Source organism: Chitinophaga rhizosphaerae (genome assembly GCF_003958645.1).
Classification (GTDB): Bacteria; Bacteroidota; Bacteroidia; order Chitinophagales; family Chitinophagaceae; genus Chitinophaga; species Chitinophaga rhizosphaerae.
The window spans coordinates 676,777-699,330 of record NZ_RXLO01000003.1 but is presented as its reverse complement, the minus strand read 5'-3'; the positions used below and the strand labels follow the sequence as shown (position 1 = coordinate 699,330).

Annotated in this window: 13 protein-coding genes; 4 read left to right on the top strand and 9 right to left on the bottom strand. The window is 55.0% G+C overall.

From position 1 onward, the window contains the following. Positions 1–488 precede the first annotated feature (488 nt). Entirely contained in the window at positions 489–1,148 is a 660-nt protein-coding gene (gene hxpB / locus EJ361_RS09885) for a hexitol phosphatase HxpB (RefSeq protein WP_126245374.1), read from the top strand. Between the two features lie 71 nt (positions 1,149–1,219). Here hxpB and EJ361_RS09880 read toward each other — a convergent pair whose 3' ends face one another. The 4 genes from EJ361_RS09880 to rpsA form a co-directional block, all read right to left on the bottom strand. Continuing rightward, a complete protein-coding gene (locus EJ361_RS09880) occupies positions 1,220–3,670 on the bottom strand; it encodes a TonB-dependent receptor (protein WP_126245372.1) in 2,451 nt (816 codons plus the stop codon). 356 nt (positions 3,671–4,026) lie between these two features. Then, positions 4,027–5,562 carry a SusD/RagB family nutrient-binding outer membrane lipoprotein gene (locus tag EJ361_RS09875; RefSeq protein WP_205686976.1) on the bottom strand — a complete coding sequence of 512 codons (1,536 nt, stop codon included), beginning with the start codon at positions 5,560–5,562 and terminating at the stop codon, positions 4,027–4,029. Between the two features lie 15 nt (positions 5,563–5,577). After that, a complete protein-coding gene (locus EJ361_RS09870) occupies positions 5,578–8,727 on the bottom strand; it encodes a SusC/RagA family TonB-linked outer membrane protein (RefSeq protein ID WP_205686975.1) in 3,150 nt (1,049 codons plus the stop codon). Between the two features lie 367 nt (positions 8,728–9,094). Continuing rightward, complete coding sequence (gene rpsA, locus EJ361_RS09865; protein ID WP_126245366.1) at positions 9,095–10,993, bottom strand: 30S ribosomal protein S1; 1,899 nt, start codon at positions 10,991–10,993, stop codon at positions 9,095–9,097. 185 nt (positions 10,994–11,178) lie between these two features. Between rpsA and EJ361_RS09860 the strand changes: the two genes are divergently transcribed. Together EJ361_RS09860 and EJ361_RS09855 are read left to right on the top strand one after the other, a co-directional pair. Then, complete coding sequence (locus EJ361_RS09860) at positions 11,179–12,072, top strand: rhomboid family protein (protein ID WP_126245364.1); 894 nt, start codon at positions 11,179–11,181, stop codon at positions 12,070–12,072. Positions 12,073–12,153: 81 nt separating this feature from the next. Beyond that, positions 12,154–13,842: an ATP-binding response regulator gene (locus EJ361_RS09855; RefSeq protein ID WP_126245362.1), complete on the top strand. Its 1,689-nt coding sequence runs from the start codon at positions 12,154–12,156 to the stop codon at positions 13,840–13,842. Between the two features lie 67 nt (positions 13,843–13,909). On the opposite strand, the gene EJ361_RS09850 is transcribed toward EJ361_RS09855, so the two are convergent. Continuing rightward, complete coding sequence (locus EJ361_RS09850) at positions 13,910–15,199, bottom strand: DUF3472 domain-containing protein (protein WP_164714159.1); 1,290 nt, start codon at positions 15,197–15,199, stop codon at positions 13,910–13,912. Positions 15,200–15,388: 189 nt separating this feature from the next. Here EJ361_RS09850 and EJ361_RS09845 point away from each other — a divergent pair, with 189 nt between their 5' ends. Further along, complete coding sequence (locus EJ361_RS09845) at positions 15,389–16,615, top strand: 4-hydroxy-3-methylbut-2-enyl diphosphate reductase (protein ID WP_126245359.1); 1,227 nt, start codon at positions 15,389–15,391, stop codon at positions 16,613–16,615. 253 nt (positions 16,616–16,868) lie between these two features. On the opposite strand, the gene EJ361_RS09840 is transcribed toward EJ361_RS09845, so the two are convergent. The 4 genes from EJ361_RS09840 to EJ361_RS09825 form a co-directional block, all read right to left on the bottom strand. Next, entirely contained in the window at positions 16,869–17,630 is a 762-nt protein-coding gene (locus EJ361_RS09840; protein ID WP_126245357.1) for a LytR/AlgR family response regulator transcription factor, read from the bottom strand. Positions 17,631–17,648: 18 nt separating this feature from the next. Continuing rightward, entirely contained in the window at positions 17,649–19,598 is a 1,950-nt protein-coding gene (locus EJ361_RS09835) for a tetratricopeptide repeat-containing sensor histidine kinase (RefSeq protein ID WP_126245356.1), read from the bottom strand. A gap of 566 nt (positions 19,599–20,164) precedes the next feature. Further along, the gene (gene cmk / locus EJ361_RS09830) at positions 20,165–20,854 is read right to left on the bottom strand and encodes a (d)CMP kinase (RefSeq protein ID WP_126245354.1); all 690 of its coding nucleotides are present in this window, start codon (positions 20,852–20,854) and stop codon (positions 20,165–20,167) included. A gap of 89 nt (positions 20,855–20,943) precedes the next feature. Further along, complete coding sequence (locus EJ361_RS09825) at positions 20,944–22,542, bottom strand: T9SS type A sorting domain-containing protein (protein WP_126245352.1); 1,599 nt, start codon at positions 22,540–22,542, stop codon at positions 20,944–20,946. Positions 22,543–22,554 lie beyond the last annotated feature (12 nt).

The window sequence follows — 22,554 nt, the reverse complement described above, 5'->3', positions numbered from 1 at the left end:
GCGGCTTCCGGCGCTGCGTGCCCCAGGTTATGGCCCATAACTATTATTTATCGGTCCGGGGCCTGGGGGCCTCTTTCCGGGTGCGGGGTTTTGGCAGCGGGGGCTTGGCCCGGCCCATTTCTCCCGGGCCCAACAGTTGAATAGCCATAATCTCGATACCATTTCAAACAACCATCAGTAAGACAAGCCGCTAATCCAAAATCCCCAATTCCCTGAATTGAAAGTCCGAAGCGATGATTCAAGTTATAATAAGGCATAAGTCAGCATCAGGATAACAACTACCGCCGTCACCTCGGCCGCCGATAACCATTTTCAGCCAACCAGAAGGGCAACTTCCTTCGTGCATCCTTTCCCCATCCACCTAAACAAACCTGAAATAATCTATTATATATCAGTAACTTACCCTGCCCTCCATCCCGAAAATCCCCTAATCCTTCCCTATTTCCCTGAAAACCGCGTACCTTTGCGGCGCAAAAAGACACATTTGTATGATCCAGACGGCGATTTTTGACATGGACGGCCTGCTTATCGATTCCGAGCCCCTCTGGGGCATCGCGATGCGGGAGGTTTTCTCCACCGTGGGCGTTTCCCTTTCCCCCGAACTTACCCATCTCACCACCGGACTTCGCACCCGCGAAGTGGTGAGTTACTGGCATAATTATTTCGGGTGGGACGCCAAGAGCCCCGAGCAGGTGAGCGACGAGATCATCGAAAGCGTTACTGCCAAGATCCTCCGGAACGGGCAAGCCATGGAAGGCCTCGGCTACATCCTCGACTTCTTCCGTTCCCGGAATTACCGCATTGGCCTGGCGTCCTCATCCCCCAACCGCCTCATACAGTCCGTGCTCGATCATCTCAACATCCGCTCCTATTTCGATGCGGTATCTTCCGCGGAATTCGAACCCTACGGCAAACCGCACCCCGCCGTGTATCTCGCCTGCGCTGAAGCACTGCACACACACCCGCTGAACTGCCTGGCCTTCGAAGACTCGGTTACCGGCATGATCGCCGCGAAAGCCGCACGGATGAAAGTGGTAGTAGTCCCGGAAGCCCACAAACGCACCGAGCCCCGCTTCGTTCTGGCAGACATGCAGCTCCCATCCCTCCTCGCGTTCGGCGAAGCGGAACTGGAGAAACTTTCTTCCTGAATCCAACGAAAAAATCACAAAAACAAAAAGGGCGCCTCTTGCGGAGACGCCCTTTCCATCATTAAAATATCCTAGAACTTGAATGTCACGTTCGCGGAAACACGGCGCGGCATTTGCTTCTCGATGGTCGTCCAACCGGTAAAGTATTCCTTGTTGGCGATATTGTCCATTTTCAGCGCAAGCCGGAATGCTTTTACGTTATAGAACACGGAAGCGTTGAACACCGTGTAGGCGGGCAGCGTGAAAGTACCGGTGCGGGAATCGTTGGTGATAACGTTATCGCCGGCGTAGTTACCGCCAGCCCCGATCCCGAAACCGTTCAGTTTACCGCTGGGCACCGTGTAAGTAGCCCACAGGTTGGCGAAATGCTCCGGGCCCGCGCTCACCGGCCGGCGGCCAAGCGTGAACTTGTCGGCTTTCACCATTTTACTGTTGTTGTAAGCGTAACCGGCAATGATGCTGAGCCCTTCCACCGGGGAAGCGTTCAGGTCGAACTCCACGCCTTTGCTGCGCTGGGTACCGCCCTGGTAGGTGTAGTTATACGTCACGCCTTCTTTTACGATCGAGCCCTGCATGTTCATATTGTCTACCTCGATATCGTAGTAGCTGAGGGATGCGTTCAGGCGATTCCCCAGCAGGTCCACCTTCACACCGCCTTCATACTGATTGGCGTGCTGGGGCCTGAAGTTGCCGTTCAGCTCGGGCAGCGGCATCGTAGCCGGCGCCACGTTCTTGAACCCGTTCATGTAGTTGGCGAAAAGCGCCACCCTGTCTTTCACCACCTGGTACACAAGCCCGAACTTCGGAGAAATGGAAGTCTGGTTGAAGTTCCCGGTTGTAGTCCCTTTCACGAAGTCTTCCGTTCCTTTATTCTCGAAATAATCCACACGAACGCTGGCCATGGCGAGCAGTTTGTCGGTAATGTTCAAAACATCTGAAACATAAGCGCTGTAAGTGTAGTTGGTAAGACGGTTGCGGGTCATGCCTGCCGTGAGGCCGGCCAGTTTAGCGTCTATCGCCGGGCGATTGAGCTGGCCGTATCGCGGGTCGGCCGGGTTAACGGCGCTTACCACGTCGAACACGGCGTAGGGCGAGTTGTTGTTGGTAGTTTCCATGCCAAGGAAGTCGAGGCCGAACACCAGGCGGTTACGCATGGAGCCGAGCTTGAAATCGCCGATGAAATTCTGCTGGATGCCGGTTACCACCGTCGACGAATTCTGCGTGTAGGCGTAACGCGTCATGAAAGAATCCTGCGGCTGGGCGGTTTGTCCTGCCGGCAGCGGGTTGTACGGTGCATCCAGGAACATCACGTATTGGTAGTAGCCGTCGCTTTTGCGGTTGCTGCGCGACAGGTTGGTTTGAGCCGTCCATTTGCCGGACAGTTTATAATTCATTTGTCCGTAGAGGTTCACGGTAGGCGTGCGGTTGGTCACGTCGTTGCTGGTGTAGGAACGGTCGAAGTTCATCCCGAGTTCTTTCGGCGTGCGGGCTTTCAACTGGCGGCTGCGGTTGAGGAACACCATGAGCGGATTAGTGCCTTCGCCATTGTAAACCTCGGCATTCACGTTGAACGACAGCCGGTCGCTCACCTGGTACGAGAAACTGGGCGCCACGAAAAACGATTTGCGGAATCCTGCGTCCAGGAAGGAATTTTCGTGATGGTACGCGGCATTCACGCGGAGCAATGCGGATTTGTCGGTGTTCAGGGGCGCATTTACGTCGGCAGTGATGCGGGTAAGCCCGAAACCACCGCCGGTGTAAGACAGTTCGCCGCCGAAATGATCGTACGGTTTCTTGGTCACGATGTTGATAAGCCCGCCGAAGGAGACGAGGCTGCTGCCGAAGAGCGTTCCGGAAGGGCCTTTGATGGTTTCGATGTGCTCCACGTTAGCGGGGTCGATGCTGCCATTGGTAAGACCGGCGATACCGTTGATCATGGACGGCTGAACGGCGAACCCGCGCATGGAGAAATAGCTGGCGCCATCATTGGGCCGGCCGGTAGACGACCACATTTTGTTTACGCCCGGTGCGTTGCGCATGGCATCGTCGAAGGAAACGACCACCTGTTCTTTCAGCACTTCCTGCCCGATAGTGTTATACACCTGCGGATTTTCCAGGTTCCTGATGGGCAGCCGGGCGATGTGATCGCTTTCGCGCTTGCCTTTCAGCTGGGTGCCTTTCACGATCACTTCGTTCAGCTGGGTATTGTTGAGTTGGAGGTTGATGTTGACTTCGGCCGTTTGATTGGCTTCTACGGTCACGGTTTGTTCGGCCGTTTCGAACCCTACGAGTGAAACCTGCAGGGTATAGGTCCCGGGTTGTACCCGGCGTATGTTGAATTCGCCTTTCTCGTTGGTCATGTCGCCGCGGTTCTTGCCTTTGAGCAACACCGTTACCATGGGAGCCGGTTGGCCGTCGTTCGTGCGAACGATACCCACGATGTTCCCGGGCGCCTGGTCTTCGGCTTTCGCCACGAAAGTGCATCCAAGCATCAGCGTTAATACGTACAGTAATTGTTTCATCGTCTATGTTTAATACAGCAAATATTTATGTTGATAAGCATACCGGCTGAACAGAAAAAGCCCGTTGAGGAGGAACAAACGGGCTTAAAACGGCATGATAATCCGGCGCAAAGGTGGCGCAGGATGAGGGGCTAACCTTGTCGAAAAGGGAAATTGATTTACGCGATCGGGAAAAATACGGGGAACAGACTTAAAGTTTATGGATGATGGAATACGTATTATTTTGATTTACAACAGACTGATGTAACACCAGAAGTCCATCAATTTTACTACCCCGCTCATTCACCGAAGTATATAAAAAGAAAGGCATCCCCTGCGGGACGCCTTTCTCCATCTTAAAAACTATATGGCTGGTCTTATTTATTCCACCAAACCTTCGTGGCCAGGTTATCTCCGCCCTGCGACCGGATCGCGGCGCGATAGTTTTCCAGGTTCACGGCCTGCTCCTTCTGCGGATAATACAGGCGCGCCGGAATCCCCGTTCCCACGAGCGGCGTAAATTTGTCCGCACCCGGCTCAGTGCTCGGAACGCCCGGCCAAACCACGTCTCCGGGCTTCACCAGCCAGGCGGGGTACCCCGTGCGACGGATCTCCGACCATGCCTCGATCCCCTGCATGTACAGCGCCAGGTATTTCTGCGAGAGCACATTCGCGGCGTTCGCCGCGGGCAACGCGTTCACATAATTGGTAGCCGCGGTTCCCGTAATACCCCATTTCTCCAGGGAAGCCCGCACACCGGCAACATATTCCGCCTGGTCCCAGCCATGCACCTCGCTCAGCAGGAAATTCACTTCCGCCGCTTCGATCAGCACTTCCGCATAATCAGCTGCGTTCACCGCCGTTCCCGGCAAGCTGACGTCTTCCGCTTTCAGGATGCTCGCCACGGCCGGGATCAGGCCATACGGCTGGCCGCGGTACACTCCGCTGTTGTTCACCCGGGCGTACACTGCCAGGCGGGGGTCCGCTGCGGCGAAGGGGCCCTTCTCCCCTTTCAGCACGTCTATCAGGATATGCGAAACGGAAAAGTCGCGGCGGTTCTCGGTTACGGTAGCACGGAAAAGCGGCGCCTCATTGGGCGACTTGCTCTCGTATTTCAGGGTGGCGTTGTCGGCGTTGGTAGTGATGAGGCCGCCGGTAATGGCTTCCTGGATATGCGTAGCCGCCACCTGCGGCAATTTCGCCTGGATGCGCACCGCTACGCGCAGGCGCAGCGAGTTGGCGAACTTCTTCCATTGCGCGGTGTTGCCTTTGTAAATGCCGTCGTACGCCTGGAAGGTATTGGCGCCGGTCAGTTGCGCGGCCGCTTCTTTCAACTCTTTCAGGATGTCTGTATAGATTTTCTCCTGTGAAGCGTATTTCGGTTTCAGGATTTCCGGGTTGATCTTCAACGCCTGGAAATCGGGATCGGAACTACCGTACGAGCTGTAGGGAATTTCGCCGAACACGTCGGTGAGCGACAGGAACGCGAATGATTTCAGGATCCGCGCGATGGCGATCTGGTTTTCGTTAGGCCCCACGGTACCGGCGATCCTGTCTTTCGTCAGCGGATCGGTATTGAGCCGGATGATCTGCTCCAGGTTGTTGAGGGCTTTGAAGGTATTGTCCCACACCGCATCGGCGTTGGTACGCCCGATGTCGTACCGCGATTCGTTCGTGTACTGGTTCTGGGAAAAATACTGTGCAAACAGCATGCTGCCGCGAAAATTGGCGGCCGAGCCCCGAAGTCCGTCTACCAGCTGCTTTTGCGCGGTAGAAATGATGGTCGTGGTCGGCACATCGGCCGGCCGGTTTGGATCGGTATTGATATCCCGGAATTTATCGTCGCTGCAGGCGGCCAGTAAAAGTACGGCCACGGCTGCGAATGTATATTTCAGAAAAGTGAGTTGTTTCATGTTCATATCGGTTTATCAGAATTTCACCTGTACGTTTACGCCGAATGTGGCCGGTACGGGGATGTTACCCCCTTCGATCCCCTGGATGTTGCCGCTGCTGTTCGTCAGTTCCGGGTCTACGCTGCGGTTATCCTGGTAGATGTTCCAGAGGTTGCGGCCATATGCGGATACACGCAGTTGTTGCACCGTTTTGTTGCGGAATGGAATGGTATAACCGGCCGTAATCTCGCGCAGTTTCACGTAAGTGGCGTCGAAGATGCTTTGGGTGGTAGGCCCGTTGGAGAAGCCCAATCCCCAGGTCTGGGCGGAAATACGGGTGGTATTGGGTTTGGTGTTGGAAACGGAATAGCTCCCGTCTGCATTGAACACCACGGTACCGTTCACCCCGTCGAGCACCAGGCCATTTTCGCGGATACTGTTTTCAGCGGTCGCTTTCAGCACACCCGTCCGCATACCCACGCTATACGTTTGAGAAAATACCTTGCCGCCAACGCGCCCGTCCACCAGGAAGCCGGCATCGAAACGTTTGTAGGTAAAGTGCTGTCCGACACCGAATTGCCAGTTGGGAAGCACGCTGCCGAGGGGGCGCATCTGTTCGGTACGCAGGTACGAACCATTGTCGCCGATCACTTTGTTGCCCTGCGCATCGTACACGAAATCATATCCGCGCAACTGCCCGAACGATTCGCCTTCCTGCGCAATGAGCGCGATGAGGCTGTTGGGGTCGTTGATGGGGAAGCTGGTTACGCCTTCGGTCAGTTGCACCACTTTGTTGCGGTTGGCAGACCAGTTGAGGCTCACATCCCAGTTAAAATCCTTCGTGGAAACCGGAACGCCCGTCAGCGTCACTTCAAGCCCCTTGTTATTGATCTTGCCGGCGTTGATGAACTTGCTATCGTAGCCGAAAGCGGTGGATGTGGGGATGTTGATGATCTGGTTGCGGCTGTCGTTGGTATACGCCGTCACGTCGAGGCCCAGTCTGTTTTTGAGTATCCTGAAGCTAACGCCCGCCTCCAGCGAGGAAGTGATCTCCGGTTTCAGGCGGCTGTTCGCCAAAATTGCCGGGAGTTTATATCCCGGGTTCCCGTTGAACGACTGCACCGCTTCGTATACCTGCTGCAATTGATACGGATCGGTATCGTTGCCCACTTGCGCCCAGCTCAGGCGAACTTTCAACAGGTCGAGCCAGGAAGCGTTCTTCAGGCCGTTCAGTTCACTCACGATAAAGCTGGAAGAAACGGAAGGATATGCGAAAGAATTCCTGTCGAGCGGCAGCGTGGAGCTCCAGTCGTTCCGGATGGTCCCATCGAGGAAGAGGATATTCTTATACCCGAGAGAAACGCTTCCGAAAAGCGAATAGATGCTTTTGTGATAGCGGTTGCTTTCATTCAGTACGCTGTTGGCGTTCTTGAGGTTATAGTAAAGCGGGATGATGAGCCCGCCTTGCGTTGCGGCATTGGAAACCGTCCGTTTCTGGTTCATGATATTACCGCCTGCGAACGCGCTGAGCGAAAATTCGTTCCAGGTTTTCTTCGCGTTGGCGAGGAATTCGTAGTTGAATTCGCTGAATTTATTGTTGTATTCGATGTAGTTGCTCTGCGAGCGGGAATACAGGGCGATGCGGTCCTGGTAATCGTACCCGTAAAGGTCTGCGTTGATTTTGGAACTGAGTTGCAGCCAGTTGTTGACTTCGTAGTTCAGCCCCACGTTTCCGTAGAAGCGATCGCGGTTTTCTTCGAGATAGCTTTCATAGGCCGACCAGAAGGGGTTGTCGATGTATTTGGTGGCGCGCCCGGCGGCGGTGTTTTCCCAGCTGTTGCGGTTCCAAGCGCGGGGCGTACCGTCTGCGCGTTTGTAATCGCGGAGTTTATCGTAGTCTACCTGTACCTGCCCCCACTGGAAGGCTTCGAGCATGATGCCGCGGTTGGTGGCGCCGGTCCAGGGCCTGCCGGTACTTTGGTTCTTCACGTAATTGAAGTTCCCGGTGGCGAGGAATTTCCCAAAGCGGTTGGAGCCGGAGAAATTCAGGGTGTTCCGGTGCAATTTCGAATGAGGGGCGGTTCCGCGGACGCTCTTGTTGGTGTACGACAGGCGGAAGGTCTGCTTGTCGTTCCCCCCGCTCACGGCCACGTTGTTGGTGGTGGCGATGCCGGTGCGGAAGAAGTCGGTGGCGTCATGTTTGGGATATACCCAGGGCTGGGGATTGAGGTAATCGGCCGAGAATTCCGGGTCGAGGTTATACCAGTGGAGAACGGGGGTGCCGTCGAGCCTGGGGCCCCAGCTTTCGTCCATGCCATAATCCACGAGGTTATAGGTTTTGCCGTTGATGGTAGCGGTCTGGAAGTTGTTGGCTTTGCCGCCGCCGTAGAGATGTTGACGTTCGGGGAGGCGAACCACGCGTTCCAGTTCGAGGCCGGAGTTGATGGTAACGTCGAGCCCTTTACCTTCGCGCCCTTTTTTGGTGGTGATGACGATCACGCCGTTGGCGGCGCGGGTGCCGTAAAGCGCTGCAGCGGCGGGGCCTTTCAGCACGTTGACCGACTCGATGTCGTCCGGGTTGAGGTCCTGAATAGTGTTGCCCACGTCTTTACCGGCGGAGCCCTGTGCGGTGGTGCGGGTGTTCATGTCGGCGTTATCGATGGTGATCCCGTCTATCACGAACAGGGGCTGGTTGTTGCCGGAGATGGAGTTGATGCCGCGGAGGAGCACGCGGTTGGAACCGCCCATGTTGCCGCCTACGGAGATTACCTGCAGGCCGGCCACTTTACCGGAAAGGGCGCCGATGGCGTTGGTGGGACGGGTTTGCAGTTCCGTGCTTTTCACTTCCTGAACGGAGTACCCGAGTGCCTTTTTGGCGCGCGAGATGCCGAGTGCGGTTACCACTACTTCCTGCAGTTGCTTGTCTGACGCATGCAATACGGCGTTTATTTCCGTTTGACCGTTGATGGGCAGCACGAGGGTTTCCATGCCGATGAGGCGGAAGGAAACCGCGGTTGCGGTATCGGGAATGGAAAGGCTCCAGGATCCTTCGGCCGAGGAGATCGTTCCTGAGGAGGTACCCGCGATGAAAACGGTTACGCCGGGGAGCGGCTGGCCATCGCCGGAGCTGACTTTTCCGGTGATCTTCCTGCTTTGCGCGAAAGTAGTCAGGCTAGTTAGCAGCATAAGCAGGGTGAGTTTGTACAAATGTGACATGGTTTACCCTATTAATTATATAGACTTTATAGGGTGCGAAGGTATTGGATGTGTTAAGAAAAACCTAATAAATTTTGGTTATAGGGGATATAGATGTGGCATAACGCCGGATAGCAAAGCGTTTCAGCCCGAACCAAAAATTACTGTCCGTGATTAGTGCAATGATGCGGGATACAGTGGCGTGAAAAAAATACCGGTTTGGGGGACTTGGGTGTTACCTAAAAGCAGGTAGGGTTTTCCGTATTACCGATACAAATGTTCATCGCCGGTTGGAGGCATAAAAAAATCCCTCCCCGTTTGACCGGGAAGGGATCTTTATTTTACGAAAACAATACTACTACTCGGCTTTCTTTTCTTCGCCGCCTTCGGATTGTTTCAGTTTTTCTCTGAGTTCGGCCAGCGCGCCCAGGTCGCCCAGGGTGGCTTTTTCTACCTTGGACTGGATGTTTTTCACAGTCTTGCGGGTTTTCTCGGCGTCAGCACGTTTTTCTTTGATGACAGCATCTTTTTCGTCGGCTTTCGCTTGTTCCCAAACCTTGGTATGAGAAACCAGGATGCGTTTTTCGTTGCGATCGAATTCGATGATCTGGAATTCTTTCACGTCTTCAACAGCGATCGGTTTTTCATCTTCGGTGCGCAGGTGACGGGCGGGAGCGTAAGCTTCCAGGCCGTATTGCAGCTGCACGGTAGCGCCTTTGTCGTCTTTCTTCACAACGGTACCTTCATGGATGGAACCGATGGGGAAGATAGTTTCGAAGGTGTTCCAGGGATCTTCTTCGATCTGTTTGTGACCGAGGGAGAGCTTGCGGTTGTCTTTGTCGATACCGAGGATCACTACTTCGATCTCGCTGCCCACTTTCGTGTACTCGGAGGGGTGGTTGAAGCGTTTGATCCAGCTGAGGTCGGAGATGTGGATCATACCGCCGATGCCGGTTTCCAGTTCAACGAACACGCCATAAGGAGTGATGTTTTTCACGATGCCTTTGTGACGGCTGTCGAGCGGGAATTTGGTTTCGATGGTAGACCAGGGATCTTCGGTCAGTTGTTTGATAGACAGCGACATTTTACGCTCGTCTTTGCTGAGGGTAACCACCACTGCTTCGTATTCTTCGCCCAATTTGAAGAATTCTTTCGCGTTGATGGGGGTAGACGCCCAGGAGATCTCGGATACGTGCACCAGGCCTTCCACACCGGGGAGGATTTCCAGGAACGCGCCGTAATCTTCGATGTTCACTACCTTGCCTTTTACTTTCGCTCCTTCGGAGATGGTAGCGGGCAGGGTATCCCAAGGATGGGGGGTCAGTTGTTTGTAACCCAGGGAGATACGTTTCTTCTCGTCGTCGAAGTCGAGAACAACCACGTTGATCTTCTGGTCCATCTGCAGTACTTCGCTCGGATGGCTGATGCGGCCCCAGCTGATATCGGTGATATACAGCAAGCCGTCCAGACCGCCCAGGTCGATGAACGCACCGAAGTCGGTGATATTCTTGATGGTACCTTCCAGCACCTGGCCTTTCTCCAGTTTGCTGATGATATCCACACGCTGCTGCTCGATATCGGATTCGATGAGCGCTTTGTGGGATACTACTGCGTTGCGGATAGCCTCGTTCACTTTTACCACCTTGAATTCCATGGTTTTGCCCACGAACTGGTCGTAATCGGTAACGGGTTTCACGTCGATCTGTGAACCAGGCAGGAACGTTTCCATACCGTAAACGTCCACGATCAGGCCGCCTTTGGTTTTGCTGGTAACGGTACCGGTAACCACTTCGCCGGTTTTGTAAACTTCCACGATGCGCTCCCATGCACGTTGCATACGAGCCTGTTTGCGGCTCAGGTGCAGGTTGCCGTCGCGGTCTTCTTTCTCAACTACCAGTACTTCCACTTCGTCGCCGATTTTGAGGCCGGGCAGGTCGCGGAATTCGTTGAAGGAGATCAGGCCGTCGGATTTGAAGCCGATGTTGATCACCACGTCGGTCTTCGTCAGACCAACGATCGTACCCATCAGGAGGCTGTTCTCATCGAACACTTTGAAGGTACTGTCGTAAGTAGCGTCGTATTTCGCTTTTTCTTCAGCGGAATAAGAAGTTACGTTACGTTTGTCCACGCTCCAGTCGAAATCATCGTGAGCGGTCTCTGCAACAGGAGCATTTTTTGTCGCTGTTTCTGCCGCGGCCGTAGCCACAGGAGCCTGTTGTTCAGCGTTTTGTTCGTTAATAATGTTGTTTTCTTCCAAAATATAAAGTTTTAAGGGGGCAAAGATACGACAAATCTCCGGCGGAGACAACTTTATTTGGTAAAAAGTGTTACTGATAATGAAGCGTTTATGTATTTCCATCCCGATTATCCGTTTTCTGCCCGAAATTGGAAAATTGGCCGTGGGAAAGGCCGGCGAGCATTTTTTTTCCTTAATTTTCCGGTATGAACGGAACTACATTCAAAGCGGACATTAAATACTGGCTCAGGCAGGACAATACGGTTAACCATCTGATGATCATTAACATAGCCGTGTTCCTGATCGTGGGCATCCTGCGGCTCCTCGGCACCCTGCGCCTTCCTTTCGCGGCCGAAGCCTGGGCATTCCTGGTAGACAATCTCGTGCTGCATGTAGACAACGTTCTGCTGTATAAGCCCTGGGGCCTGGTTACATACATGTTCTTCCACGTCCAGGTTCTGCATATCCTCTTTAACATGTTGACTTTCTTCTGGTTCGGCAATTTCTTCCGTACCGAGCTGGGGAACCGCCGCGTGCTGCCTTTATACCTGATGGCAGGGCTTTTCGGCGCAGGGCTCTACATCCTGTTCTATTACCTACTTCCCGCCACACCTTATCTGGGCGGCCCCCTCCTTGGCGCCTCCGCCGCTTCCATGGCCTTCCTCATCGCCAGCGCCACCCTCATGCCCAACCTGGAGATCAGCATCCTCGTGGCGCATGTCCGGCTGAAATGGCTCGCCATAGCCGTGCTCGTCCTCAACCTGATCTCCATCCCCGACGGCAACGTAGGCGGCATCCTCGCCCACTTCGGCGGCGCGCTCTTCGGGTTCGCGTACGTCCGCATCCTCAAATCGTCCGGCACCGACCTTTGCGCCCCGCTCATGCGGCTCTTCGACGGCATTAACGGCCTCTTCACCCGGAACAAAACCACCCGCACCTTTAAACCCAAAAAATCGCCCCTGCGCGTGGTCCGCAACGCGACAGACGCCTCCCATGCCTCCAAACTCGACCAGCTGCTCGATAAAATCTCCGAAAAAGGCTACAACAGCCTCACTTCCGAAGAAAAACAGTGGCTCCGCCAATACAGCGACGAAAAGTAACCGTTAACAACCCCCTTAACATCCGGTTAACCGGCCCATCCGTGGAGATACGTACATTGAGCGGGTAAAATCCCGTGTCCCATGTCCGTCCAGACCATTGTCCGTTGGGCCGGCAAAAAGATTACTTCCGTCATCAAAACGGGGACCAAAGGGCTGCATGAGGAATCCGCCATCCAGAGCGTAGTCCTCGTCAACAGTCTCAGCATCGCACTTAGCTCGCTGGTACTGCTCATCGGCCCGATCTTTTATTTGCTGACCGGCAACCCCTATATCATATTTCCTGCACTCGCGGAATGCATCATCGCCGCTTCAGCCCTGTATTTAAACTACCGGAACAAACACACCGCCGCCGCCCTCGTTACCTTCCTCAACCAGTGCGCCGCCGTTTTATACTTCGGCCTCGCTTTGGGAGACGTGCTTCTGCTGCAGCTCATGGTCGTGTTCCTCATCGCCGTCACTTTCCTCATTTTCAACAAATCCCGCATCCGCAGGTTCTGCCTCCTCACCGCGCTCACCGTACTGGTAGCCCTCGAAGCCGGGCATTACTTCCATATCGGACAATTCATATATCTCGACAGTCAAACCGCCTTCATCTTCCGCTGGTGCTCCATGGCCGGCATGCTGCTGCTGATCGTGCTCACCGGCCGGCATTACGTGCGCAGCAGCGACTTCCGCAGGATATTCCTCTACCAGGTCACCCACGAGCTCCGTACACCGCTCAACGCCGTAATGCTCGCAGGGCAGCTCATCAAAAGAGAACTGACCTACAAACCCGACGCACGCCGCATCTCCGCGCTTACCGACCACCTCCTGGCAGCCGGCAACAACGCCGATAGTATCCTCGGCAACGTTTTGCAACTGGCCAGGAAGGAATCCGGGCGGCACGACGAGCTGAAAGCCGTTCCCGTTGCGCCGCATTCCTTCTTTTCCCAGATCGTGGAACTGCACGGTGCAGTAGCGCAGTACAGCAGCGTTTCGCTGGATTTCGACATGGAAGGCATGCCGCCGTTCATATCCGCCGATCCGGCCAAAATGCACGTGATCACCAGCAATCTCCTCTCCCACGCCATCCAGTTCGCCGACCGCAACAGCATCGTGACGGTATTTGTGCGGGCAACGGCAGACAACCGCTGGGAAATCCGCGTTAGCAACGCGGGGCGCGGCATTCCGGACGACCAGCTCGAACATGTTTTCGAACCGTTCGTCACCGAAGGCAACCTGGCGGTGGAAGGCACCGGCCTCGGGCTTTTTATCACCCGCGCCAAAACCCTTTCCATGGGCGGACGGATCGATGTGGAAAACCAACCGGGCGAACGGACCACTTTCATCGTTTCGCTCCCGCTCGTTCCCGCAGCACCCGGGCCCAGCCCCAACCTCGTGCCCGACGCCGGCAGCAACGGCGCGCCGCTCAACCTGCATGTGCTCATCGCAGACGATAACGATATGAACAACCTGCTGCTCGCCCAGTTCCTCCGCCGGATGGGCTGCCGCGTGTCGATGGCCGTGAATGGCGAAGAAGCCTACCGCCAGGCGGAACATACCAGCCCCGACGTCATCATCCTCGATTACCATATGCCGGTGATGGACGGGAAAGAAGTGCTGGTGAAAGTCCGCAAGGAAGCGAGCCTCAAGCATATCCCGGTGATCATGGCTACGGCAGACGCCTATCCATCTACCCGCCGGCTCCTCATGGAAGCGGGCGCCACCGCCTTCCTCCAGAAGCCCATCAGCTTCGGGATGCTACAGGAAGCCCTGGGGCGCTGCGTTTAATAAAAAAGGCCCCGGAGAACCGGGACCCTTGTTCAGATCATTTATCAGTAAACGTAAAATCCAAAACTTATTCTGCAGGCAACCGCTCCAGGTCGATCTGCGGCGCGCGGCCCGTAGCCGGGCGCGTGAGCACCTCGCCCTTTCGCGTGGTGCCGAGTTCGTGGAAACCGCCGGAGAACATGTAGAACCAGCCGTTTTCAAGGCCGGCGCCGATGTCGAAGCGCGGGTGCTTTTCGGGATCGGCCGTGGTGGAAAAGCGGGACTGCGTCAGTTCCAGCCAGTTGCCGCCGGCCGTGCGCACCCATTGGTTGCCATATCGGGCCCTGAAAAGATCGTTGCCGTTGGCGCCGAAGTTTTCCACGAAGGAATATAGACCGCTGAGGTATTTGCCGCCGGATTTGGGTTTGTCCCAGGTAGCCATGAACTTCCATTTACCCGTGGCCGGGTCGAAGAACCAGGCGGAATAGATGGTATTGTCGCCCGAGGGTTTGGCGTGCAGCAGGAGTTTATACGTGGTTTCGGCTTTCCAGGGGAAGCGCCAGAAGCTCTGTCCGCCGGACCCTTCGTTCCCGAAATCGTTGATGACCACATCGGCGCCTTTTTTCAGGAGCTTCACGCGGTAATCTTCCGGGACCTGTTTGGGATCGTCTGTATGGAACGCGCTCCAGACCGAGAACAGCACGCGGCGCTCGGTGGGCGAATTGATCTGGATACCGAAGTAGCCGCCGTTCCAACCGTTGACCATATAATATGCATAAAGGGGCTGGGCGTTTTCGGGCACGGAGATTTCATTATAGAACCATTCCACGAGCGTGTCTTTCGGCACCGGGTACGCGAGGTGCGTGGCCGGTGCGCCGCGATACTGGCTGTTATTGGCGCGGATGGCGGAGGCGGCTTCGCCGGAAAGGAGGATGGAGCGGATGGCGGGCAGGTTGGAGGCGGATTTGTCGGCCGCGGCGATGGTCACTTCCTGGTAACCGGTTTTCGTGACCCGGAAAGTGGCGGCGGGGATGATAGCGACGCCGGACGTGGGCGTGCAGTTCACCGTTTTCGTTTTTCCACCGAAGCTGATGTTGAGTTTTACGGGACGGGCGGCTTCCAACTTCAGTGCGATGTTCAATTCCCCCGTTTTGTCTGCCACGAAAAAGGCTTTGACATATGCGTCGGCGCTCTTCCAACCCGTGAGCCCGTTCCGCCCGATGCGGCCGGCACCGCGGTTACCGGCCGGGTAAATATAGCCGCTGCCGGAAAGCGTGACTTCCGAAGTATCGGCTACCGGCACGGGGCCGGCGGCGGCGTGCAGGTGCAGGAGCCCTGCCAGCGGTAAGACCACGAGGCTGCGAAAGTTTATCATCATACAAATGTTCAGTAACAATAAAAAGTGGTTACAATATACGCCCCGGGTCCGCCGGATCATAGCATTGGCCGATAAAAGACGGCAAAGGGAGAAAAAACGGCAGCGGCGGGGCGGGAATTGTCTGTCGACCGTCAGGTCATGATCCGGAAATCCAGCGGCGAAATGCCTATCTTTGCCTATCGTCAAGCCATGAAAACATTCAACGTACCGATCATTTACCGCAGTCCGCTGATTTCTGCCATCAAACAGCAACGGAAACAGGACGACCGCATGAAGAAAGACTTTACGCCTACCCGGCTGGAATTTGGGCCGCTTACGATTTTGCTGGCCCGGCATTTCGGTTTTTGTTACGGCGTGGAAAACGCCATCGAGATCGCTTTCCGGACGGTGGACGAAAATGAAGGGAAGCGGATATTCCTTTTGAGCGAAATGATCCACAATCCCCAGGTCAACAGCGACCTGCTGTCTCGCGGGGTCCAGTTTCTCATGGACACATCCGGCAAGCAGCTCATAGCCTGGGAATCTTTACGGTCAGACGATATCGTGATCATCCCCGCTTTCGGCACCACGCTGGAGATCGAATCGCGGCTGGAATCCCTCGGCATCGCCCCCCTCAAATACGATACTACCTGTCCGTTCGTGGAACGTGTGTGGAACAAGGCCGAGCAGATCGGCAAGAAATCCTACACGGTGATCGTGCACGGGAAGCCGAAGCATGAGGAAACCCGGGCCACGTTCTCCCACAGCCGCTCGCATACGCCGACGATCGTGGTGAAAGACATGGAGCAGACGCATCGCCTCGCCGCTTACATCCGGGAAGAAATTCCGGCGGAAAACTTCTATGAAGAGTTCAAGGGCCAATACAGCGAAGGGTTCGACGTTACCCGGCATCTACAGCGCGTAGGCGTGGTGAACCAGACAACGATGCTGGCTTCCGAAACGCAGGCCATCGCCGATTACGTGCGCCAGGCCATCCAGGAACATTTCCAGTTGCCCGACGCGCGCATCGCCGAGCGTTTCGCCGACACGCGCGACACGCTTTGCTACGCTACCAACGATAACCAGACGGCCGTTACCGGTATGCTCAACGAGCCGGCAGACCTTGCCATCGTGGTGGGCGGGTACAACAGCTCGAACACCTCGCACCTCGTGGAGCTCTGCGAAGCGCAACTGCCGACGTTCTTCATATCTTCCGAAGAAAAACTCATCTCGCAAAACGAACTGTTGCATTACGATTTCCACCGCCACGAAGAGCTCCGCAGCACCGGTTACCTGCCTTCGAAAGAGAAGGTCACGCTTCTGCTCACGAGCGGCGCTTCCTGCCCGGACGCCATCGTGGAAGGGGTGATCCGCAAGCTGGCGGGATTTTATGGACTGGAGCAACTGGTCGACGAAACCGCCGCGGCATGGTCGTGATTAGACAACCTTACTGACCAACAACCATTGGATACATGAAAAAAGCACCGCCGAACGGTGCTTTTTTTCTTTGGGGGTAATCAAACGCTAGTAATGCAGAGAAAATTAATTTTGGGGCTTGGTAACAAACATGATGATGAATGCTGGTACAAAAGTACTATCGCGCACATACGCCCGCAACCGGGAATTAATATCCGGTATCCATAACCGCATAACTGGCGGCTGAAAAGTGAAAATTGGATGATAAAACGGCTTAAAAGTGCATGGCCTTGCGCAGGAACTCCGCTTTGCGTCTGCGGGACACTTCCACCTGCGTGCCGTCGCTCATGAGCGCAAATCCGCCTTCGCCCTGGATGTAGCTGTCCATTTGCTGGAGGTTGATAAGATGGGAATTATGGACGCGGAAGAAATCCACGTCGGTGAGCAGTTCCTCGAATTCCTTGAGCGGTTTGGAAACGAGGAGTTGCTTGCGGTCTGTGAAGAAGATCTTGGTATAGTTGCCGGTGGATTCGCAGCGGACGATTTGCTGGACGGGCATAAACACCAGGCCGTTGATGGTCGGGAGTGCTATTTTTTTGTTCGTTTGCTGGAGGGTTTTCATGTTCTGCAAAAACATTTCCAGCGGCGCCATGCCCGGTTCCGGCCGGTTTTGCCGGCGTTCGTGGAACTTGCGCAGGGCCTCCTGCAGCTCCTGGATGCTGAAGGGTTTGAGGAGATAGTCGAGCGCGTTGAATTTGATCGCTTTGAGGGCGTATTGTTCGTAAGCGGTGGTAAAGATCACGTCGAAAGGAATACGGTCGAATTGCTTGAGCAGCTCGAACCCGTTTTGATGGGGCATTTCCACATCGAGGAACACCAGGTCCGGGCGCAGCTCGTCGATCACGTTGCGGGCTTCCTGAACGCTTTTCACGCCGGCGAGCACCGTAACGTCCGGACATTTCTTGGTCAACATCGTATGCAATGCCTCGATGCAATGCTGTTCGTCGTCTACAATTATGGTCCTGATTTCGCTCATGTAGGAATGTTTATACAGTTAAAATAGAAATTCCGCGGGCAGAACGATGCGTACTTTCGTGCCTGCTGCCTCCCCTTCCGGCCCGTGAAGGTCGGTGATTTCCACGTTCGCGTCTTTGGTGTTATTGATTTTCCGGATGAGGGCAATGCGCCCTTCCGTTACTTTCATGCCCATGGAATTGTGGAGCCTGTCTTTCTTCTCCCGGATTTCCATCGCCAGCTTCCGCCCGATCCCGTTATCCGTTACCGTCACTTCCAGAATCCGTCCCTTCAATCCCACTTCGATATCCAGCCTTCCCTTTTCCGACCGGTGCACCAACCCGTGCCAGATGGCGTTTTCCACATACGGCTGGATGATCATGGGCGGGATGAGGACCTCCTCTTCATTGATCTCATCGTCCACGAAAATATGATAATCGAACATATGGTTGCAACGCAGCGCCTCCAGGTCCAGGTACAGCCGCAGGGAATCCAGCTCCTTGTTGAGCGGGATGAAGGTGTGCTGGCTATTGTCGAGGATCATGCGCATGAGCTTGGAAAACTTCGTGAGGTATTCCGACGCTTCTTCCTGGTTGTTGCTCCAAATGTAGCGATGGATGGAGTTGAGGGAATTGAAGATGAAATGCGGGTTCATCTGCGATCGGAGCGACCGCAGCTCGAGCTGGAGCGTTTGGCGGTTGGCCTGCAGGTTACGGTGGCGAATGTAGAAGAATCCGCCAACGATGAGCATGAACAGGAACCCTGCGAGGGCGATCACGAGCGCCAGGTTCCGGCGGATGCGGAGCTGGTTGATCTCCTGGTCTTTCTGCAGTTCCTTGATCCGGTTGTCTTTCTGATGCACCTCGTGCAGGGCTTTCATCTGCGCAAACTCCGTGCTGGTGCGCTCTTCGAGGATACTGTCCTTATACTGGAGCGAAAGCTGCGTATTATCGAGGGATTTTCCGAATTCCCCGGCTCTTTTGTAATTGTCGGCCATGGCCTTGTAGCCTTCCTGGAGGATGTAATTGAACGTCCAGGTATGCCCCATGTCCAGCGCCTGCTGGATGTATTTACGGGCTTCAGGGAGCTTGCCTTCGTCGTTGAGGAGGCGGCCGATGGAAATGTAATTTTCGGCCAGGTGCACCTTGTCTTCCACTTGTTCGTTGGCCGTGAGCGCCTTTTGCAGATAGGTCATGGCGGCGGCGTTGTTGCCTTTTTTCTGCCAGGCCGTGCCGAGGCAGGTGTAGCAGATGGCCATGCCGGTATGATTGTTCAGCTGCTGGTTCACGGCCAGGGAGCGTTCGTAGAAATCGATGGCTTTATCGAGCTGGTTGAGCCCTTCGTACGCATAGCCCAGGTTGCCGAGGTTGATGGCTACGCCGAGCGGATTGTCGGATTTCTCTTCGAGGTCGAGCGCGCGGGTGAATTCGCGGATGGCGGCGTCGTATTTGGCGTCTGAGAGGTAAATGTTGCCGATGGAATTGATGGCAACGGTCAGCGCCCGGGTCTCATGGATCCTTTCGGCGATTTTCAGGGCCTGGAAGTGGTGTTCGAAGGCTTTTTCGAGCATTTCGCGGCGGCGGTAGTCGACGCCGACGTTATTGTGCGATGTGGCGATGAGGCGTTCGTTCTTGCTTTCGATCGCGGCTTTGAGGGCTTTTTCGTGGTATTCGGTGGCGAGGATGTACTGGGATTTGTTGCGGCGGGAGGTGCCGATGTCGTTATATGCTTCTGCCTGGCCTTTCGGGTAGCGGAGGCTGCCGGAAAGGGCCAGGGCTTCCAGGAGGAAGGGGTTGTCTCGCCCCGACTTGTCGAAATACCGGTACATGGACCTGGATTTGGCCAGGTAGGCATTCACTTTGGCAGTATCGTCCCGCAGGGCGCGAATGGAATCCAGGGTGCGGAAAACCCGCACGGAATCCTGTGCCGAGGCACCTGCCATGAAATATAGCTGCAGTGAGAGCAGGACGATGAACCTATTGAGAAACATGCTTAAAGGTGCAAACAGTCTCCACAAGTTAAAGTTTAATTGCGATATCCCGAACCTTCATACAAAAAGTGAAGGGGCGAAAGAATTCGCCCCTTTCCTATTAACCGAATACACCTACTGAAAATATGAATCGGGGCGGGTATCGCCACCGGTCCACATTGATTTTACAAGCCAGCCAGCCAGAAGGACATGGCGGCGCGAAATATATTTCAGCGTTCATTATTATACGGTTAATAGCATGGTCTTTTAACTGGATGCAGTCCGGATATGGCTCAAAGCCTTTGGACAATCACAAAAACCGCTGATTGCTGCGATGGCACGTTGCCGGCGGCGCAGCGCGGCGTCCGGGAACATGAGTCAACAGGTTGACTGGCAACAAAGTAGCAGGTTTTTTTCCAGGAATAAAGTCACAGGTCCAAATTTCGGGCGGCATACAATGTTCATATTCCCCGATGGGAAAAATGACGCCAAGACCATTAATTATGCAGGAATTTCGGAGGATGAGGTTAAGGAGGTATAGTATCGTTACCTAAAGGTAATAACGTTTTTTTGATATACAAAAAAAATCAGGAGGAATGTGCCATGATCGCGTCTTCTACCCATTGCGACACGAGGTCGAGCTGTTCATCCATCGTAAGGTTGCTGTTGTCGAGGATGATGGCGTCGTCTGCTTTTCTGAGGGGGCTAACGGCGCGGTTGGAATCGATATAATCGCGGAGCTCGAGGTTTTCCTTGACTTCGTGAAGCGAGATATTGGGGTTCTTGGCGTAAAGTTCCTTGAACCGGCGTTGCACGCGCACGGCAGGGTCTGCCGTCATGAAGATCTTCAGTTCTGCATGGGGGAATACGACGGTGCCGATATCCCTTCCATCCATTACGATCCCTTTCACGGTGCCCATTTGCTGCTGCCGGGCAACGGCAAATTCCCGCACTTCGCGGACCGCCGCCACTTCGCTCACTTTTTCCGCCACAACCATTTCCCGGATCATGGGCTCCACGTTCTCTTCATTGAGGTACATATCGCTCTGGCCGGTCAGCTGGTTATAGACAAATTCGAGATGGATACTGTCCAGCGCGGTTTTCACCTGGTAAGTGTCTGCCCAGTCCACACGTTGTTGAATGAAATACAGGGTGATCGCGCGATACATGGCACCGCTGTCGATATACAGATAATTCAGCTTCGCCGCCAGTTGCCTGGCCAGCGTGCTTTTCCCGCAGGAGGAATATCCGTCAATCGTGATGATGATCTTTTTCAAAGCCCGGTATTTTTAAGCGTGTGCGGTGTTAGGTAATCAGACACTGCAAATTTGCTGCAATTCCGGGAATTTAACAAGGATTTTGTTGCCTACCGTTCCAGCACCACGATCTTGAAGGTCCGCACCAGCCGGCCTGTCTGCCGGTCGTAAAACACCAGCACATATGTTCCTTTCGCCAGGTTGTTCACATAAATCGTCCGTTCTCCTTCGATCTGGTGCTGGTCCATCACCTGCCCCACGCTGCTCACGATCTGCATGAGGAGTTTGGATTGCAGGCCGCGCACCCGCACCTGGAAGTTCCCGAAATTGGGGTTGGGGAACACGTCGAGGCGGAGGAACGGCGGCACTTCGCGGATTTCCGTCACGCTTTCGCGGCCGCCATTGCGCGATACGGCCCGTATGCGGTAATAACTCCAGCCATCATGGCCGTTGGGGTCCACATATTTATAATCGAGCCGCGTGGTAGTGTTGCCGTTGGGGGCCATGGAAAATACCTCCCCTACTTTCACGAAACCCGTGTCCTTATCCAGCCTCCGTTCGATGATGAATTTTTCGTTGTTCAGTTCGCGGGCAACCGACCATTCCAGCTGCACGAGCGATTCGTTGATGCGGTACGCGTTAAACACGATGAAAACGGCCGGCGCGTAGGGGCCGTACAATATCGAGGCTTTCGTGAAATATTCGTTGTTGCGGATGCCCTTGCTGAAGCGGCGCACGTGCATCGTGGCGTTCCGCAGCGTACCGGTAGTGGTGATGTTGCCGGCTACGGGGAAAGATTCCGGTTCTACGTTGTCCCAGGTGTTGTTGAGATAGCGGGATACGTAGGAAGAGGCGCGCCAGGCGCTGTAATCGCGGCCTTCGTCGGCATTCATGTGCTGGATGGTGAGGCGCGTGTCGGACTCGTCTGTCCGCCCCCGGGCGATGTTCCAGGTTTTGTTGGTGAAATCCAGTTTATTGACGAGGCCTGAAATGGCGTATTGGTATACGCTGTCGAACACGCGGGCGCGGAAATCGTCGGCCGGGCCGCTGTATTCGATCTGGAAAGGGGCGTAGCCCGCCGGGGATGAGCCGATGGGGAAAACGACCTTTCCGTCTGCACCTTTTACCTGTTCGCGGAAGAGGAACCCTCCTGCGATGGCGGTGCCGGTCACGATGAAGGCCTGTTCGCTGTAACCTGTTATCTGCCCGGGATTGCCGTTCCCGATCACGAGGTTCCAGCCGTTGAGGAAGAGGTGGCCGGCGGTGAAATTGAGGGTATTGCGGATCTTGAGGTCTGTCAGGTCGGCCATGATCAGCCCCAGCGGATTATTGATATCGATGTTGGGAAAAGTGGCACCGAGGCGGCTTACGGCGTTATATCCGCCGAAAACCTGTTGCGAACCCTGGTTGCCGTAAAGGGGATTGTTCCCGTAAAAACGGAATATGCCGCCCTTGCCTGTAATGCCGTTGACGCTTTCGTCGGGCAGGGAAGCGCCGGCGCCGTTGCTCCACGATTTGCCGAAGAAATAGATGGAGGCATTGCTGCCGGAGCCGAGAGCACCGTTATTCACCATATTGCCGTAAACGCTGAAATTTTCTCCCGGGTTTACCTGCAAGCGCTCTCCCGGCGCGATGTACACGGCCGCCTGTTGCGCCTTCGCGAGGAAAGGCAGGAAGGAAAAAGCGAGGATGGTCGAAAAACGTTTCATGGTTCTTAGAAT